The organism is Shewanella sp. SG44-6, from assembly GCF_014164185.1.
Taxonomy (GTDB): domain Bacteria; phylum Pseudomonadota; class Gammaproteobacteria; order Enterobacterales; family Shewanellaceae; genus Shewanella; species Shewanella vesiculosa.
On record NZ_JACJER010000003.1, the window covers coordinates 39,150 to 57,769 of the forward strand.

Consider the following 18,620-nt stretch of genomic DNA (forward strand, 5'->3'; position numbering starts at 1 on the left):
TGCAAACAGCAATGGCACTTTAGATCCACATAGGGCATTTGGGGCGAATATGTCGTCATGGATTGGGATGATAGCGCGGGAAACTCACATAGGTTGACACGGCGGGATGCTGGAAATAAAGGCGGTATTGATTGCGGTACTAGTCATGTTAAATAAAAAAAACGCGAAGCCTTAGCTTCGCGTTTTTAGATCATTGATAGTGTTAATTACTTAACAAATTCAACGCCTAATTTGATATCACCTTTAAGGGTATCTAACATTGCATCACGAGCGTTAGCTTCAAATGCACTGATTTCACCGTAAGGTAATACTTTTTCTACGCCATTTTTGCCAAGTAAAATTGGCTGGGCGAAGAATGTCGCGTGCTCACTGCCGCCGTCAACATAGGCACATTCAACAACGTTAGCTTCACCTTGAAGACCACGTACCAATGATAAACCAAAGCGACATGCCGCTTGGCCCATTGATAATGTTGCGCTACCGCCACCGGCTTTAGCTTCAACAACTTCAGTACCTGCGTTTTGAATGCGAGTCGTCATTGCTGCCACTTCTTCGTCAGTGAAAGTCACGCCTTCAACTTGAGAAAGTAATGGAAGAATGGTCACACCGCTGTGTCCGCCAATAACGTTAACTTTAACGTCAGCAACATTTAAGCCTTTAAGCTCAGCAATGAAGGTTTCGCTACGGATAACGTCAAGTGTTGTGATACCGAATAAACGGTTTTTATCATAAACACCGGCATTCTTTAATACTTCAGCAGCAATCGCAACGGTAGTGTTAACTGGGTTAGTAATAATACCCACTAATGCTTTAGGACAAGTTACTGCCACTTTTTCCATTAGGTTACGTACAATACCTGCGTTGATATTGAATAGATCAGAACGATCCATGCCTGGTTTACGCGCAACACCAGCAGACATTAATACGACATCAGCACCAACCAATGCATCTGTTGGGTCTTGACCAGCAAAACCTTTTACTTCTACGTCTGTTGGGATGTGACTTAAGTCTACCGCAACACCAGGAGTAACAGGTGCGATGTCATACAGAGACAACTTTGAGCCCGCAGGCAGTTGAGTTTTTAACAGTAAAGCTAGCGCCTGGCCGATACCACCAGCAGCACCTAATACAGCAACTTTCATAATTATCTCCATCAATTTATGCAGTTTGTGACATTCATCTAAATTGTCGTGGCGTCACATTACTGCATCGTCACAATAATTTCAATTATACGTTAGTGGACAATCTTAAATAAATCAGCCCTAATCCATGCATAGACTGGCGTGTCGCCGTACATTATGAGTATTAACACACGTAAAAATGGTCCCATGAACAGCTTAAGTGGATTATTTTTCAACATGCCAATGTCGCTATCTTTTTATATTATGGACAATCTCATGTTGCACAAAATTAATTCAGCTGTTTTATTACCGGCCTGTAAACATGCTATCAAGCGGATTGAACAATAGTTGAATGTTTATATTAAGGGTTGAAACCTAGAGCTAATGCAGAGAGAGCTCGACGAGACCACACTCAAGCATTGACGCTGTAAACATGCGCTAGATATTATGTCACCCGTTATTGGCGTACACATTTACTGACGCAACAGGCCAATACATTTATTAAGTGGAAAGGTATGATATCCACAGAACATCCTATAAAAACGAGAAATTCATGACAATAAGAATAGGCCAACATGCCGACCTACAAGCTCTAGTTCAGTTTAATCAAGCTATGGCAATGGAAACCGAAAACCTTTCATTAGACACTGAGCAATTAACCCGCGGGGTTGAAGGCTTGCTGAACCATCCAGAGCGCGGAGTATATTTAGTCGCTGAAGTTGATGGTGAAATAACTGGTTCTTTGATGGTCACTTACGAGTGGAGCGACTGGCGCGCAAGTAATTATTATTGGATCCAAAGCGTCTATATACGCCCGCAAAATCGTCGTCAGGGTATTTACGCCAAACTGTATCAAGCAGTAAAAGACTTAGCGGCAGAAAATGGCGGCACTGCGAGCTTCCGCCTATATGTTGAACATGACAATGAGATTGCTCAAAAAACCTATGAGTCACTGGGTATGCAGCAAAGCCATTACTTAATGTACGAAGAAAATACTAAGTAACGCTGAGAAATCATAAGATAAATGCAAAAAGCCGGAATTATCCGGCTTTTTTGTTTTTTGTTTTGTTTTTTTTGGGGGGTCAATAAACCGCTGTTATTGAGAAATTATCGCGACAATCGCTAACCAGTGCGTAACCCTAGAATCTTGCTGATATCCATTGGCGCAGGATATTGGCTAAAGCTTTTATGTTGTTGATCGATAGCATGGATCGACATTCTGTCTGCCAACTCATTCCCTTCAATGCCAATATGGGCTGCAACATGCTGTAATACCAAATCCGCTTTCATTGCATCATATAGCTCATGTGCTTGCTTGATAATTTCAAGGTTCGCTATTTCGCCGGTTTTTCGCGTCCAGTTTTTAGCTTTCCAACCATATGCCCACTCACAAACACATTTAATTGAATACTGTGAGTCACTCATAATTTGCACAGTTTCACCCGCAGCTATGACCTTTTTAGCGACAATTAATGCTTGGTGTAACGCATTCAGTTCAGCGGTATTATTGGTACCATTTGGATTATATAAACCAAACCATAATTCGGCTAACTCGCCTTTGCGATATATCGCCATTCCCGACCCGGCTTTACCTGGGTTAGGTTCACAACCGCCGTCGGTATAAATGACCACATCAAATTGGCTTAACACTGCTTGATTGGCACCTTGAGTTTTGGTTGATACAGATCCAGCAGATGTCACTGTTGCTGAGCCTGCCGCTTTTTTAGCGGGTGCACTTTTACCAATACTGTTTGCCGGTGATTGAGCAAACGCAGTTTTGGCTTCCGCTTCGGTGGCAAAGGATTTGTATTTGGCTTGTGGATATTTATCCACTGCACGCTTAGTGACATCCCAGCTGGTAAAAATGCCCGTTTCTCGGCCGGCCCATACTACATAAAACTTCTTTGCCATGATGAACTCTTACTTATCTAATGCTAATTGACTCATATCGGAGAGACATGATGCCATGATTAAACTTGGCGTTAAAACAAAAATGCACCTGAGCCGGTTTGATTAGCGTTAATGTGAATATCTTGAGCTAAAAACCTTATCTACGCTCATCTCAATTAAATATTAAGGGCGAATTAGTCGAGTATCAATGGGCCATCGATGTCATGATAATTAACACTGCCAGAACCGGCATTATGTATGGTTAAGCCTTTAGTGTTAGCAACATTAATGCTACCGGAACCATCTTCAATTTCAACCTGTCCCAATACTTGATTAACCTTGATTGAACCAGAGCCATCATTGATAGCAACATCGCCAACAACATCACTAATACGAATAGATCCCGAGCCATCTTGCAACCTAATAGCGCCTTTAGCATCGGTAATATCAATCGACCCAGAGCCATCAACTAATACCAATTTACCAATACGGTTGATGACAATACTCCCAGAACCATCGGTTAAATCAATATCGGCACTGATATCATCTATTTGAATGGCACCTGAGCCATCATTTATTTTAAGGGCTAGTGTGGGTGGCACTTTAACTAATAAATCGATAAAAGGTGATTCACCTATAACATGATCACTGTGGATTTCTGATAGTAAATAGGCTTGGTTACCTTTGCGGGTCAAACTGAGTTTAATTTCAACATCATCTTGATCTAATGACGGACTATAAATATCGGCATGCACCACGACTTCGTTTAAACCTTTTACGCCAACAACCGTTAACTTACCCGCTCCCGTGTTGGCTACTAGCTCAGTTAACGACCCAGCATCAAGATTCAATTGTTGCTGTACCAAATTAAGATCCGTATGAGTGACTAGCGACGGTTTTAATGATGAAAATACAGACTCAGCTTCACTTTGCGACGCACCAAAGATTGTTGCCCCTAAAATAAGTCCGGCCGTGACACTAATGGTTGCGATACGTATAGACATATGACTAATTCCTTTTATAAGAATAAAAATAAGCTTGGCCGCTACACAAATGTGATTAACAGAGTTAACTGTTACAGGCATGGCTAGCAGCAATTAATCATTAATTAGCAGGTTTCATACCAACTAAACAAAACCATTATTTACAATGGCTTACAATTATCAGTAATAAAATTCACTCATCCATCAAACCAAAAAGCACGAAAATCCAATACAATGTGGTTAATTTCACTAGCGTGAACATCACGATTAACTCAAAAAAAAGAACTCTCCCTATGCCGATATCACTTGCAGTACCGCAAACGTTAGAGATTATTGTTGGTTCAACCAACCCAGTTAAAATCAGTGCAGCACAACAGGCGATTAAATTATATTTTCCTGATGCTCAAATCCGTTGTCATGGCATGCATGCCCCATCATTAGTAGCAGAACAGCCCATGACCGAAGCAGAAACTAAATTGGGGGCGATTAATCGAGCTAAGTTTTGCCAAGACAACGCCCATATCACCAACCAAAATGCGGACTTTTATGTGGCGATGGAAGGTGGGGTTGATCAGTTTGATCACGGCCCCGCCACTTTTGCGTATATGGCCATTATTCATAACGATAAATTATCTGTCGGTCGCAGCGCCAACTTACCGCTACCAAAGAATATTTTTAACGCTTTACAAGCGGGTGAAGAACTGGGCAAAGTAATGGACCGAGTATTTAATACCCATAATATTAAGCAAAAAGGTGGCGCGATTGGCTTGTTAACTCGAGGTTTAGCCACCCGAGAAAGCATTTATACCCAAGCTTTAGTGCTGGCAATGGCTCCTTTTATCAATGCGGAATTATTTAATGACTAACAATGACCCAAAAAATGCAATCAGTGCCAACGCTCAGCCTCCCATAATTCGCGCGCTACACGCTGACGACAATGCTGCCCTAGCCGCAGTGATCCGTGAAGTATCAGCAGAATATGGTTTAACACCAGATAAAGGCTTTAGCGTAGCAGACAAAACCCTCGACTGTTTAAGCGAGGTTTATGACGCACAAGGCTCACAATACTGGGTGATTGAATACCAAGGCAAAGTGGTCGGCGGCGCTGGTGTAGCCCCGTTACCTGGCAATGATGGTGTATGTGAATTACAGAAAATGTATTTTGCCCGCACTATTCGCGGCCAAGGTATAGCGAAGGCAATAACAGGCCAATGTATTGAATTTGCTAAACAGCAAGGCTATCAATCAATGTATTTGGAAACCACGGCGGTATTAGTTGAAGCATTGGCCCTGTATGAAAAGCTTGGGTTTAGTCATTGTCAGCATTTAGGCGAAACTGGCCACGATGCCTGTGAGATCGCTATGATAAAACCAATTTAGTGATTTAAAACACTCATATTGCACATTTTTTACTCACTCTTTCTCTCTGCTAAATGATAGCGCTTTGCAAGGACACAAAAGCTTGTTAGCCTCAGATTAAGCACATTCCATAGGAGGATGAAATGGAATATCAACGTATCGCACATTCTAGCCTTGAGGTCAGTAAGATCTGTCTCGGCACCATGACTTGGGGTGAACAAAATACTCAAGCAGAAGCTTTTGCTCAACTCGATTATGCTATTGGACAAGGCATTAACTTTATTGATACCGCAGAAATGTACCCTGTACCGCCTAAAGCTGAAACTCAGGGCGACACTGAACGAATTTTAGGTAACTACCTCAAAGCCCAGGGCAACCGTGATAATTTAGTGATTGCGACTAAAATAGCCGCACCAGGTGGTAAAAGTGATTATATCCGCAGTGATATGGCACTCGATTGGCGCAATATTCATCAAGCTGTTGATGATTCATTATCACGCTTGCAAATCGACACTATCGATTTATATCAACTACATTGGCCGGATAGAAACACTAATTTTTTCGGCGAAATGATGTATGAGCATGACAAAGAAGAACATTACACTCCTATTTTAAACACCCTTGAAGCCTTAGCTGAAATAATTAAGCAAGGTAAAGTGCGTTATATCGGTATTTCAAATGAAACCCCTTGGGGGTTTATGAAATACCTAAAATTAGCCGAAAAGCATGATTTACCCCGTATTATCAGCGTGCAAAACCCTTATAACTTGCTTAATCGTAGTTACGAAATCGCGATGTCTGAAATTAGTCATCGTGAAGATGTGCCGTTATTAGCCTATTCACCTTTAGCCTTTGGCGCATTAACCGGTAAATATGAAAATAATCAGTGGCCAGAAGGTGCACGCCTGACTTTATTTAAACGTTTTGCCCGCTATAACAGCACCCCTATGGCGCTAGAAGCCACACAGGCTTATATCGATTTAGCTCGTGAGTTTGGGTTAACACCTACCGAGATGGCCTTGGCATTTGTGAATAGCCGCAAATTTGTCGCCTCTAATATTATTGGCGCCACTGATTTACATCAGCTAAAGCAAAATATCGACAGCCACAAGGTGAGCTTATCGGCAGAGTTGATGGGCAGAATTAATGAACTATCGGCTTTATATCGCTTCCCTTGCCCTTAAGTTTATTAGCCTACGCGCAAATGCGATATTGAGCTTATTGCCACAAAACCTTGCATTAGGCATCAAGATCACTGAAGATCTTGATGCCTTTTATTTTCAATATAGAAACCCCTATTTATGAAGCTTGCCTCGTCTGTTGTTTTATTTGATCATCAAGCGTTACGCGATCAATTCCCAGCGCTAAAACAGACCATTGGCGATCATCCTTTGTGCTACTTAGACACAGCGGCAACCAGTCAAAAACCCCAAGTGGTGATTGACGCGATGAACGAGTATTACCAATTCAATAATGCCAATGTGCACCGCGCGGCTCATCAATTGTCGACAAGAGCGACTCAGCAATATGAAGCCGTACGTTTGCAAGTAACCGACTTCATTAATGCATCGCAATCTCAAGAAGTTATTTTCACCCACGGCACCACTGAATCGATCAATATGGTGGCCTTTGGGCTGACGTCACAGATAAAAGCGAATGATGTCATTTTAATTGATACTGCAGCTCACCACGCCAATATCGTGCCTTGGCAAGAACTAGCAAAGCGCACAGGTGCAGTAATTAAACCGATACCACTCACCGCAGATGCCCAACTTGATATGACAGCATTTGAGCAACTATTGCTGCTTAAGCCTAAAGTCGTCGCCATCTGCCATGTATCAAATGCATTAGGCACAGTAAATCCGATCAATGAGCTCGTCGCCAAAGCCAAAGCTGTTGGTGCCTTAACCTTAGTGGATGGCGCTCAGGCAGTTGCCCATTTATCGGTGGATGTACAACAGATTGATTGTGACTTTTATGTGTTTTCTGGCCATAAAATGTATGGTCCAACTGGTGTGGGGATTTTATATGGTCGCTATAAACAACTCGATCAACTAACTCCAATGCTCACTGGTGGCGAAATGATCAAAACAGTGAGCTTTAATCGTACTGTATTTGGTGCACTACCTAATCGCCTTGAAGCTGGCACTCCAGCCATTGCTGAAGTGATTGGTCTCGGCGCCGCCATCAGCTTTTTGCTCCAATTGCCGCGCGAACAACTGCTCGCACATGAACAACAATTGATGCAATACTTACAGCAACAATTACAAAAGCTGGGCGATATTGAATTGTATGGTATTGCCCCTATCAATGTGGGTGCTGTGGCCTTTAATTTACAAGGTGAACACCATCAAGATGTGGGGATTTTACTCGATCAACAAGCTGTTGCGGTTCGCTGTGGTCATCATTGTGCCATGCCACTAATGGCGAGCCTTAATTTAAATGGATGTTGCCGAGCATCGATTGGCATCTATACTAATAAGCAGGATGTTGATCAATTTATTCATGCACTTAATGCTGTAAAAGAGTTATTGTTATAGCCATAAGGCACAACACGCTGATCCTAACGCATCTTTTATCTACAGCCGAGGTTAATTGAATTACCATGTTAAACCCAAGCACCACACCTTCAGCGCAGTTATTTTTACCATTATCAGATGAATTAGTTGATGCTGTTAACCTCATTGAGCAAGCGAATAACTGGCAAGATAAATATCGCCAAATTATGTTACTCGGTAAATTAATACCGCCACTAGCGGCAGAATTTAAGCACCAAGACGCACAAGTAAAAGGCTGTGAAAGCCAAGCTTGGTTGTACCATTACAGGTTAAACGAGCAGCATTTTTATATCGCCGATAGCGATGCTCGTATCGTAAAAGGCTTAATGGGATTATTACTGGTTGCTTGCCAAGGTAAAACCGCAGAGCAAATACAACAATTTGATGTAAACCAGTATTTTGCCCACCTTGGACTCAGTGGCCAATTAAGTCCATCTCGTACTAATGGTTTAACAGCATTAGCGCAGGCCATCGTGGCCTATACACACGATGTTGGCACCTGAAACACTCGCCAGCACTAAGGAATAATAATGCCTCAAAAAGTCTGTAACCAAGCTCGCCGTCATATCTTAAAAGGCCTTGGAGCAGCCACATTATTAAGCCCTTTAAGCTCCTTTCCAGCATGGGCAGCTAAACCACACCGTTTATACGTAGATGGGTTATCTTTTTTACCTACCGACATCAATGATGTAAAGGCCTCAAAACTCGATGCCTTTATTGCCGATATTTCAGCAGTAGAAACCATTGAACAAGCCGATGGCACTAAAAACTATAAACGCACTTATCAAGCCTGCATCAACAGCATTAAACAAGCGGCTGACTCAGTCATAGCCAATCCTGATGTGTATCTGCAAGGACTTACAGGGACAGATATAAGTAAAGCCAGAACGCAACAAAAAACAGCGGTGTTTTTTCAAATTCAAGGGGCTGATTGTGTTGAAGATGATGGTTTAAGCAATGAATGGCGGCAATTAGACAATTTACATCAACAGGGTTTACGGGTACTGCAACTGACACACCATTATGGTAATCGTTATGCTGGTGGTGCCTTAGATAATAACGGCTTAAATAGTTTAAATATGCCATTAACATCTGCAGGCAAAGAGCTGATAACAGAGCTGAATCGTAAAAATATTCTTATCGATGTCAGTCACTCTAGTGCTCAAACAGCCCTTGATACTGTTAAAGCCAGTCAATCTCCTATTATCCAAAGCCATGGTGCTGCGCGCGCGATTGTAAACAATGCCCGCTGCTCACCTGATGAAGTGATCCGCGCTATTGGCGATAGCGGTGGTGTTTTTGGGGTGTTTATGATGAGCTTTTGGCTGACGAACAAGCCTGTACCCACGATTGAAGACTATATCAATCAACTGGCTTATATTGCTAAAGTTGGCGGATTCGACAGTGTCGCCATTGCCAATGATTTTCCACTTCGCGGCCAAGAAAATTTATTAGCGTTAGACAACGATAACAGCGAAGGAATAAAAGAATACTTAGAATGGTGGCACAGCCTAGAAGACAAAAATGTATTAGGGTTTGATGTTGAGCCAAAGCATGTGGTTATCCCCGAGCTCAATAATATTGACCGCATGAGCCGTATCGACGACGCCTTGAAAAAAGCCCGTTTTAAAGCCACTGATCGCGATCGTTTTATGGGTGGAAACTGGCAAAGAGTATTAAAGCAAGTACTGGTTTAGAGCGGCAAAGTTTAAGGCGTGACTGCTGAGATTAACTGCAACTCAACAATAAAAAGGGCTGAATAATTAGCCCTTTTTTTGTCGATTGATTAGGTTATCAATTTAATTGTCGATTTAGTGCAGTTTAAATACCAGCTCCCGCGATTTGTCTTGCTGGGTTGAGCACTTCAATGGCTTTTAAATAAGCCAATAAACCATTCACTTGCGTGCTTAAATCACCTTTACTGGTATCTATGGTTAGCTCCGCAGATACTGGTACTTCGTAAGGTGATGAAATACCAGTAAAGTTACTAATTTCCCCCTTACGAGCTTTAGCATATAACCCTTTAGGGTCTCGTGACTCACACACGCTCAATGGAGTAGATACATGCACTTCAACAAATTGGCCTTGGGGAAATAACGCCCGGACACGATCACGCTCTTCACGGGTAGGCGAGATAAATGCCGATAGCACTACTAGGCCTGAATCCACCATCAATTTAGCGACTTCGCCGACACGACGTAAATTCTCATCGCGATCATCAAGGCTAAAACCTAAGTCTTTACAAAGACCATGACGAACATTATCACCATCGAGCAAATAGGTATGAAAACCGTGTTCAAATAACGCTCGCTCTAATGCGCCTGCAAGGGTTGATTTTCCTGAGCCAGATAATCCAGTAAACCATAATAGCACTGGATTTTGGCCCTTTTGGGCTCCACGGGCAGCTTGGTCAATGGCATGTTGATGCCAAACAATATTGCTCATCACTACTCCTATCGAGTGGTTGTGACACCACACTAAATACTTTTTAAAACGGAAAGAAATATGGGATCGAAAAGATAACCACTAGGGAATATACAATTGATAACGGTAAACCTAAGCGAACAAAATCACTGAATTTATAATTACCAGCATTAAATACCATAAGATTGGTTTGATAACCGTAAGGCGAAATAAAGCTCGCACTGGCGCCAAATACCACTGCCATAATAAAGGGTCGGGTATCGACACCAAAACTGGTTGCAACAGCAAAGGCGACTGGGAACACGAGTGCAGCGGCGGCATTATTGGTAATTAACTCTGTAACAATTAAGGTGATCAGATAAATGCCCACAAAAGCGGCAAACACACCATAACCATTAAACACACTTAACATCGCTTGCGCCATGACATCTGCTAAGCCTGTGGTAATCATCAAGTTAGCTAAGCCCAAGGCACTGCCTACAATCACCACGAGTTCTAATGGGAAACGACGTTTAAGCTCAGTTAAGGTTATTGCGCCAATCGCCACGTAGCTAAGTAACAATAAGACTAAACCTTTAGCTAAAGGCAATACTTCTAAAATACTCGCCGTAATGGTGAGTGCAAACCCGATCAAGACCCAATTACCGCGCTTACTATCTAAACGGACGCTTAACTCTAAGCCACTGATAGCAGCAAAGTCGGTGGTCAAATTAGGACATTTAGAAAAACGGTCACCAGGGGTTAAGAGTAATACATCACCCGGTTGTAATACTATGTCGCCAAGCCCACCTTTTAACGGCAAATGTCCACGACGAATAGCCATTACGGCTGCATCAAACACTTCACGAAAACGCGAATCTTTTAAGGTTGTGCCAACTAGGCTCGATGATGGCGCTAATACGGCTTCAACCAGATTTTGGCCTTTTGCATGCTGCTTACCGAACCATTCTAAACCATCAAACTGATGCAATAACTCAACCGACTCAACCGCACCACTAAAACGTAAAACGTCATCAGCTTGCAGCACCATTTGTGGTGGCACAGGGCAAATACGTATACCGCTACGTTCTAATTCAACTAAATAGAGCTTTTTCAGCGCCCGTAGACGATTTTCGAGTACGCTCTTACCCACTAAACTCGACGTTTTAGCCACATGCGCTTCCAACAGATAAGGCAGAGACTCATCTTCGTTTTCTTCACGTCTGTCAGGTAAAAAGTTGGCCATAATGGTCAGCACTATTAAGCCACTGATGACCACTAATGAGCCGACTTGTGAAAACTCAAAAAAACCTAGAGGCTCAAGGCCAGCATTTTCAACAAAGGAGTTAACAATCAAATTGGTGGAAGTACCAATGAGCGTAAGCGTACCGCCCAAAATGGCGGCGTAGTTTAACGGCAGTAACAACTTAGATGGCGCATGCGCTTGATTACGGCGCACCACACCAATTAACGAGGCGACTACTGCAGTGTTGTTAGTAAACGATGACAACAGGGCTGTCGATACACCTAACTTAGCTAGAGTAGAAAATAACGAACCTTTACCTATCACATGGCTTAATTTGCCTAATAATGAGGTTTTTTCCAGTGCTGTAGCGGCAAGCACCAACAGCACTAAAGTGATCAGTCCGTTATTGGTAAAACTACCCAATGCGACCGTTAAATCAACAAGCCCGAGCAGATAACAAAGTAATGAAGCGAAGAAAAACATGGCAGCCGGTTTTGCAAGCCCAGCAAGAAGCCCACCGACCAGTGCTAACAAGATAATCGCTAACAACCACATTTCGCTCATTATTTATTTTCCAAGTACGCTAATATCGCGCGCGTTCCAATGTGGATAATGCTTACGTACTAACGCATTAAATTCGACTTCAAATGCACTAAACTCAGTATGACTTTGCTTGTCACCTTGATGACCACTCACAACCATAGCGGCGGCTACAGTGGCATTAGATAGGCGATCAATTAAAATCATGCCACCTGTATCACGCACTAGGCTATAAGCATCTAACACTATTGATTCAGTTAGATCTAACTTAACTCGTGCAATGGTGTTTAAGCTTAATGTCGATGCTGCACTGCGTTCAAGGGTATTCACATCGGTGATGTATTCAATCTCACTCACCACGGCTTGAGTTTTCTTACCCGCGACTTTCACATCATATAACTGACCGATTTGTAATGGTTTTTCATCCATCCAGACTAAGTCTGCCACAATATGGTTAGCAATGTCTGGCGCAGTTGCTGGATGAGCCAGTAAATCACCACGAGAGATATCAATCTCATCTTCAAGGGTAATGGTAATGGCTTGGCCTGCTACCGCTTCTGGTAAATCACCGTCAAACGTCACAATACGCGCAATTTTACTGCGCTTGCCCGATGGCAGAGCGACCAGCTCGTCACCCACTGTAATAATGCCTGACGCTAAGGTGCCCGAGAAACCACGAAAATCGAGATTAGGACGCAGCACGTATTGCACTGGGAAACGAACCGGTAATTCGCTCAGTTCACGCTGGGTATCAATAGTTTCAAGTAACTCAAGTAATGTGCCACCTTGATACCAATCACACTGAGTGCTGCGATTAACCACGTTGTCACCATTCAAGGCGGATAACGGCACGTAGTGAATATCTAAATCACCAAAATCTTTTACAAAGTCAGTAAAGTCAGCTTGAATTTTTTCAAACACAGTTTGATCAAAGCCAACCAGGTCCATTTTATTTACCGCAACGACAAAGTGACGTAATCCTAATAAAGAGGCAATAAAGGCATGGCGTTTAGTTTGGGTTTGCACCCCATAACGTGCATCAACCAAAATAACCGCTAGGTCACAGGTAGATGCACCCGTTGCCATGTTACGCGTGTACTGTTCATGACCTGGAGTGTCAGCAATAATGAACTTACGTTTTTCACTGGAAAAATAGCGATAAGCGACGTCGATAGTAATGCCTTGCTCACGCTCAGCCTGTAATCCGTCTACCAATAACGCGAGATCAATAGCTTCACCAGTAGTGCCCATTTTAGCGCTATCACTTTTCAGGCTTGCAAGTTGATCTTCATAAATCTGGGCGCTGTCATGCAGTAAACGGCCAATTAAGGTACTTTTACCATCATCGACACTGCCACAAGTTAAAAAACGCAGTAAGCCTTTATTCTGCTGTAATGCTAAATATTCTTTTACACCGTGTAGTTGGATCTCTGCCGCCATGCGGTCAGTATTAGTTTTTGCTTGGTCCATAATCTTTCTCACTCAAATTCGTTCGCATGCTGGATAGGTAAAATAACCCTGTTCAATGACTTAGAAATAGCCTTGACGCTTTTTCTGCTCCATTGATGCACTTTGGTCTGAATCAATTAAGCGCCCTTGACGTTCACTTGAGCGAGTTAACAGCATCTCTTCAATAATTTTCTCTAAGGTATCAGCTTCTGATGGCATCGCCGCGGTTAACGGATAACAACCTAAGGTTCTAAAACGAACTCGTTCAACCGATTCAACATCACCCTCTTCAATAGGCATACGATCGTCATCTTTATAAATGAGCTGACCGCCTTTGTTCACTACGGTACGAGGCGCAGCAAAATATAACGGCACAATTTCGATGTTCTCTTGATAGATGTATTGCCAAATATCCAGCTCGGTCCAGTTTGATAATGGGAACACACGAATACTTTCGCCCTTATTTACCGCGCCGTTATAAGTGCGCCATAACTCTGGACGTTGGTTTTTTGGATCCCAGCGGTGGTGTTTGTCACGGAACGAATACACCCGCTCTTTCGCGCGAGACTTTTCTTCATCACGACGAGCACCGCCAAAAGCAGCATCAAATCCATACTGATTTAACGCTTGCTTTAAACTTTGAGTTTTCATGATATCTGTATGTTTAGCACTGCCATGGGTAAATGGGCCCACGCCTTGTTCAACGCCTTCTTGGTTGGTGTGAGTCAACAACTCAAAACCAAATGCTTTAGCTTGCGCGTCACGAAACGCGATCATCTCTTTAAATTTCCAACCGGTATCAACATGCAGTAATGGAAATGGAATTTTACCTGGGTAAAATGCCTTACGCGCAAGATGCAACATAACCGATGAATCTTTACCAATAGAATAAAGCATCACAGGGTTACCAAACTCAGCTGCAACTTCACGAATAATCTGGATGCTTTCAGCTTCCAGTTGTTGTAAATGGCTTAACGAACGGCCTGCCATGATGATTCTCCATTACCTAAATATGCTGCAAAAAAGCAGCGGGTTAAATTATTTGACTACAGCGCCTTGGCGACTGAGTCTAAATCTGTTTTTTGTTGCGCTGTAAGTGGGTCAAACCAATTCAAACTGTCAGCTAATTCAACGACTTCACCAATAATCATCAGTGCAGGCATCTGCAAGGCAGGATCGGCGGCTAGTCGTGCCAGCTCACCTAATTTACCGATAAACCGCTGTTGTGATGAGGTGGTGGCGTTAGACACTATCGCTACTGGCGTATCAGCACTGCGGCCAGCATTAATCAAACCATCACTGATAATATTAGCGTTTAATATACCCATATATACCACTAAGGTGTTGTTAGAGTTAGCATAACCTTGCCAATCCATCGGGCGGCTCGCTAACTGGCAGTGACCCGTAATAAAGGTAACGCCTTGAGCATAGTCACGATGTGTTAGGGGAATACCGGCGTAAGCTGCAGTGCCGCTGGCCGCAGTAATGCCAGGAACCACCTCAAAAGCAATACCCGCTGCCACTAAGGTTTGTAACTCTTCGCCACCGCGGCCAAAAATAAACGGATCGCCACCTTTCAAGCGCACAACATTTTTACGGGTAAACGCTTTCGTCACTAATAGCTGATTAATGTCTCCTTGAGCAGCACTGTGTTTACCTGCGCGCTTACCCACAGCGATTTTTTCAGCATCACCAGGGATTAAATCTAAAATATCTTGGCTCACTAATGCGTCATACAGCACAGCATCAGCATTCTTTAGGATGCGATAGGCTTTTAGCGTTAGCAGTTCAACGTCACCAGGACCTGCACCAACTAACCACACTTTGCCTTTGGCTTTTTGCCCCAGCATAGATACTAATTCCATCACATTTACCTCAAGATATTTGACCATGATCGAATATAGCGTTTTCTATATTCCATATACAATAGTTAATAGTTAGTTTTTATAACTAAATAGAATATGAGATTATTTGTTTGCTGTTTAATCGATGTCATATGCAAAAATGTATAAAATGATCTACTAGAATCAAAACAATTGTTAACTTAATTCGACAAATCTCTAGCAATTGATGACAATGAACTTCGAAAGATACTCATACTAAGAATCACATTAAAATTACTATTAATTATGCTTATGGATGATGCAATGATAAAAAGCACACAATATCTTGGACTCTCGTTGTTGTTATGGGGTTATAGCTCGATAGCCCTTGCAGAAGATTCTTTAGTCGACGAACGTGTAAAAGGAGAGCTGGCAACATCTGAAAAGCCGTTTGTGATCACTCCGCACAAAGCTAATTATCTACTTCCTGTTACCTACCAAACCAGAACCAACTCATTGCCATTTGAAATTAAATACCCAGATGAAGATTTCAGCATTGATAACTTAGAAGCAAAGTTCCAAATCAGTTTTAAGTTTCCGATTATGTATAACGTTTTTGGTGATAATGGCCATTTGTTCTTTGCCTACACCAATCAATCATATTGGCAAGTTTACAATGAAGAAGCTTCATCGCCATTTCGTGAAACCAATCATGAACCTGAAGTATTTATGTTATTTAATAATGATTGGAAAATTGCTGGCTTTACCAACTCATTTTTAGGTGTGGGGGCTGTGCATCAGTCTAATGGTCAAACCAATCAATTATCGCGCAGCTGGAACCGAATATACGGCAGCGCAATATTCGACCGTGGTCCTTTCGCTCTCGGACTTAGAGTGTGGTGGCGTATCCCTGAAGATGCAAAAGAAGACATTAATTCAGCTAAAGGCGATGACAATCCAGACATCGGCAGTTACATGGGTAACTTCGAACTGACGGGAGTATACGGCTTAGATGAGCACCGCTTTACCATGCTACTGCGTAACAACTTACGCGATAATAATCGCGGTGCAGTTGAATTGACCTGGAGCTACCCGATTATTGGTACTTTGCGTGTTTATACTCAATATTTTAATGGTTACGGTGAAAGCTTAATTGATTATAACCATCATAATCAGCGAATTGGTATCGGTATTGCGTTAAACGATTTGTTGTAACACAGCCACTCAATATCAAAAAGGTGACCACATGGGTCACCTTTTTTATTACTAATTTGTTGAAATCACCAAGTGACCTTATTTTGTATTGGCTTTACTGTTGACCTTAGAACCAATGACTAAGCCTTTATCAGTAAAGTCTACCGACATCTGTAAACGCATGTTGTAGTCTTTTAACATAAGCATTTCTTCTGGCATTGGTTCGCCACTCATTTCGACCATATCAACTAACGGGGCAAACATTTTCTGATAATCAACCGCCATGTTAAAGAATCCGTTAGACTCAAGCGATTGCTTATACATTAAATCAGCAAGTTCTGTGCCTCTGTCGCCAGTGTAAGCCACTAAATGATTGCCCTTGATGGCTAATTTAGCGCTCACACCAAGTTCAGGAGGTAACATCAGCATTGGGGTAATATCAACCGGATCGCCGTTATCTTTTAAGTCGATATTCGCAAGAGGCGGATAAAATGGCTTAAGCATGTCGACTAACATCATCGGTTTTTCAGCCGAGACACTGATTAATGCATCTAACGTTTCAAAGCTAGGTTGGCCATTATTGTCAGCTAACTTGTAATCGGCAAGTGTCACACTAATGCCTTTAACGCCATTAGCCATACCTGTCATCATTCCCAACATAGCAGGATTTAACTCACTCAACTGTAATTGCATTTGAGCCAACGCAGCACACTGATATTGCGGAGTTTGTAAATCGGTCCACACCTCATTCAATGCTGGTGCCAGTTGATTAACATCAACCCCCAGCGCAACCGATAAGATGTTGTCATGACCTTTAGTGGTAAATGATGGCACAAAGCCACGCATTTTATTTAATGCCGACAGGATGACTTGGTTGTTACTCTCAAACACCATAGAGGCATCAATGTTGCTTTCTTCACGACTAATCGAATATGAGTTTAATCCCATGACACTGCGCGGCCAGTTAGCTGCTATGCCATTTAACTCAGTTTGACACACAGGTGTTTTCAGTTCAGCAAATGGATCTTCGCCCTCAATTTCAATCATTTTGGTCATTTGCTTGGCTAGCATGTTACCGTCTGTTGATGTCAGACCTTTAACCAGTTCAACATGGTTAATAAAGCTTATGCTGTCTTGCATAAAACCATGTGCATTCGCGATGTCTTGCAATATGGTAGTTGCACTAATTGGATGTTCAACTTTCTTTTCACCCAATGCAGTTTCAAGTAATTCAGCTTGGTTAAATGACGTATTCAATGTCACGGTTAACCAGTTATCTTTAACAGCAAAGACGATATCTATGTGTTCTTCATCATCTGCATTGGTTAATGCATACCCACGATACTCAACAGAACCAGACTGACCTACAGTGTGAGTTAAGCCACTTTCCTGCTCGGCGCGATCAAGTTCCGCCCAAAATGCTGCAGGATTACTCAACTCAATTTTCATTACCGGCAATGCGCCTAAGGTATAAAAATAACTCTGAATGGTATCGGGTAAACCGTAAGTCGATAGCAAGGTTTCTGGTTCAGACAATACGCTCATGTATTGCTTGTATAAACTGACAAAAAAGCGCTCTTTTGCTGATGAATTCTCATCTAAAGGCAGCATTTTATCAACGTCATAAGCTTGATAATTACCTGCAATGCTATACAAATAATCTTTTAACGGAAATGGAACCAGCTGCGCAGAAAACGCTAATGTATCAGCAGGGATATAGTCCAACATGGGGTCGTTTTTAACCACTGACGTCCCTTGTTGTGACAAAAGATATCCACCAGCACCAACAGCCAATACCACAGCAGCAATTGCCATTTTATTCATTTATAAACTCCAATTTATATTATTGTTAACTCTTCCTTGAAATGAGTTAGCATTTGAAAATTTGTTATCTTTTGAGATAAGTATTATCGATTCCACCGATAAACTGCGGAATAATTTAGCACTAAATGTTAACAAACGCATTAAACCTTACCTTATTGCATACGACTTATGCAGCAAAAACGAATATCGCACTATCAAAGCACGACATTATGCTGCCAAGTTTAGAAGTC

Annotated in this window: 17 protein-coding genes; 8 read left to right on the forward strand and 9 right to left on the reverse strand. The window is 42.2% G+C overall.

Features of this window, described 5'->3' with window-relative positions; genetic code table 11:
• Positions 1–206: 206 nt before the first annotated feature.
• On the reverse strand, positions 207–1,142 hold the full coding sequence (gene mdh, locus H5185_RS01020) for a malate dehydrogenase (protein WP_011638612.1): 936 nt from the start codon (positions 1,140–1,142) through the stop codon (positions 207–209).
• Positions 1,143–1,674: 532 nt separating this feature from the next.
• Here mdh and H5185_RS01025 point away from each other — a divergent pair.
• Positions 1,675–2,124, forward strand: a complete 450-nt coding sequence (locus H5185_RS01025; RefSeq protein WP_182697576.1) for a GNAT family N-acetyltransferase — start codon at positions 1,675–1,677, stop codon at positions 2,122–2,124.
• A gap of 119 nt (positions 2,125–2,243) precedes the next feature.
• Here H5185_RS01025 and H5185_RS01030 read toward each other — a convergent pair whose 3' ends face one another.
• Both H5185_RS01030 and H5185_RS01035 read right to left on the reverse strand, forming a co-directional pair.
• Positions 2,244–3,032, reverse strand: a complete 789-nt coding sequence (locus H5185_RS01030; protein WP_124015446.1) for a ribonuclease H family protein — start codon at positions 3,030–3,032, stop codon at positions 2,244–2,246.
• 173 nt (positions 3,033–3,205) lie between these two features.
• Positions 3,206–4,015 (reverse strand): hypothetical protein, encoded by an 810-nt coding sequence (locus H5185_RS01035; protein ID WP_182697578.1) that lies wholly within the window; start codon positions 4,013–4,015, stop codon positions 3,206–3,208.
• 272 nt (positions 4,016–4,287) lie between these two features.
• Here H5185_RS01035 and yjjX point away from each other — a divergent pair, with 272 nt between their 5' ends.
• The 6 genes from yjjX to H5185_RS01065 all read left to right on the forward strand — a co-directional run bounded on the left by yjjX (position 4,288) and on the right by H5185_RS01065 (position 9,608).
• A complete protein-coding gene (yjjX, locus tag H5185_RS01040) occupies positions 4,288–4,860 on the forward strand; it encodes an inosine/xanthosine triphosphatase (RefSeq protein WP_182741096.1) in 573 nt (190 codons plus the stop codon).
• The gene (locus H5185_RS01045) at positions 4,853–5,374 is read left to right on the forward strand and encodes a GNAT family N-acetyltransferase (protein WP_182741097.1); all 522 of its coding nucleotides are present in this window, start codon (positions 4,853–4,855) and stop codon (positions 5,372–5,374) included. Before yjjX ends, H5185_RS01045 begins: the two co-directional genes overlap by 8 nt.
• Before the next feature lie 122 nt (positions 5,375–5,496).
• On the forward strand, positions 5,497–6,537 hold the full coding sequence (locus tag H5185_RS01050) for an NADP(H)-dependent aldo-keto reductase (RefSeq protein ID WP_182741098.1): 1,041 nt from the start codon (positions 5,497–5,499) through the stop codon (positions 6,535–6,537).
• A gap of 117 nt (positions 6,538–6,654) precedes the next feature.
• On the forward strand, positions 6,655–7,893 hold the full coding sequence (locus H5185_RS01055) for an aminotransferase class V-fold PLP-dependent enzyme (protein WP_182741099.1): 1,239 nt from the start codon (positions 6,655–6,657) through the stop codon (positions 7,891–7,893).
• Positions 7,894–7,958: 65 nt separating this feature from the next.
• Positions 7,959–8,414, forward strand: coding sequence for a SufE family protein (locus H5185_RS01060; protein WP_182697582.1), 456 nt, complete (start codon positions 7,959–7,961; stop codon positions 8,412–8,414).
• A 27-nt stretch (positions 8,415–8,441) separates the two neighbouring features.
• Positions 8,442–9,608: a membrane dipeptidase gene (locus H5185_RS01065; protein WP_182741100.1), complete on the forward strand. Its 1,167-nt coding sequence runs from the start codon at positions 8,442–8,444 to the stop codon at positions 9,606–9,608.
• Positions 9,609–9,732: 124 nt separating this feature from the next.
• Here H5185_RS01065 and cysC read toward each other — a convergent pair whose 3' ends face one another.
• Genes cysC through cobA form a run of 5 tightly spaced genes read right to left on the reverse strand, consistent with a single transcriptional unit; the run spans position 9,733 to position 15,414 of the window.
• Complete coding sequence (gene cysC / locus H5185_RS01070; protein WP_124015435.1) at positions 9,733–10,356, reverse strand: adenylyl-sulfate kinase; 624 nt, start codon at positions 10,354–10,356, stop codon at positions 9,733–9,735.
• Positions 10,357–10,399: 43 nt separating this feature from the next.
• Positions 10,400–12,124 (reverse strand): SLC13 family permease, encoded by a 1,725-nt coding sequence (locus tag H5185_RS01075; protein WP_182697584.1) that lies wholly within the window; start codon positions 12,122–12,124, stop codon positions 10,400–10,402.
• Positions 12,125–12,127: 3 nt separating this feature from the next.
• Positions 12,128–13,570, reverse strand: a complete 1,443-nt coding sequence (gene cysN, locus H5185_RS01080; protein ID WP_182741101.1) for a sulfate adenylyltransferase subunit CysN — start codon at positions 13,568–13,570, stop codon at positions 12,128–12,130.
• Positions 13,571–13,630: 60 nt separating this feature from the next.
• A complete protein-coding gene (cysD, locus tag H5185_RS01085) occupies positions 13,631–14,539 on the reverse strand; it encodes a sulfate adenylyltransferase subunit CysD (protein WP_124015432.1) in 909 nt (302 codons plus the stop codon).
• A gap of 56 nt (positions 14,540–14,595) precedes the next feature.
• Entirely contained in the window at positions 14,596–15,414 is an 819-nt protein-coding gene (gene cobA / locus H5185_RS01090; protein WP_124015431.1) for a uroporphyrinogen-III C-methyltransferase, read from the reverse strand.
• A gap of 282 nt (positions 15,415–15,696) precedes the next feature.
• Here cobA and H5185_RS01095 point away from each other — a divergent pair, with 282 nt between their 5' ends.
• Positions 15,697–16,587 carry a phospholipase A gene (locus H5185_RS01095; RefSeq protein WP_235781606.1) on the forward strand — a complete coding sequence of 297 codons (891 nt, stop codon included), beginning with the start codon at positions 15,697–15,699 and terminating at the stop codon, positions 16,585–16,587.
• Positions 16,588–16,665: 78 nt separating this feature from the next.
• On the opposite strand, the gene H5185_RS01100 is transcribed toward H5185_RS01095, so the two are convergent.
• Positions 16,666–18,390, reverse strand: coding sequence for a hypothetical protein (locus H5185_RS01100; RefSeq protein WP_182741102.1), 1,725 nt, complete (start codon positions 18,388–18,390; stop codon positions 16,666–16,668).
• Between the last annotated feature and the right edge of the window lie 230 nt (positions 18,391–18,620).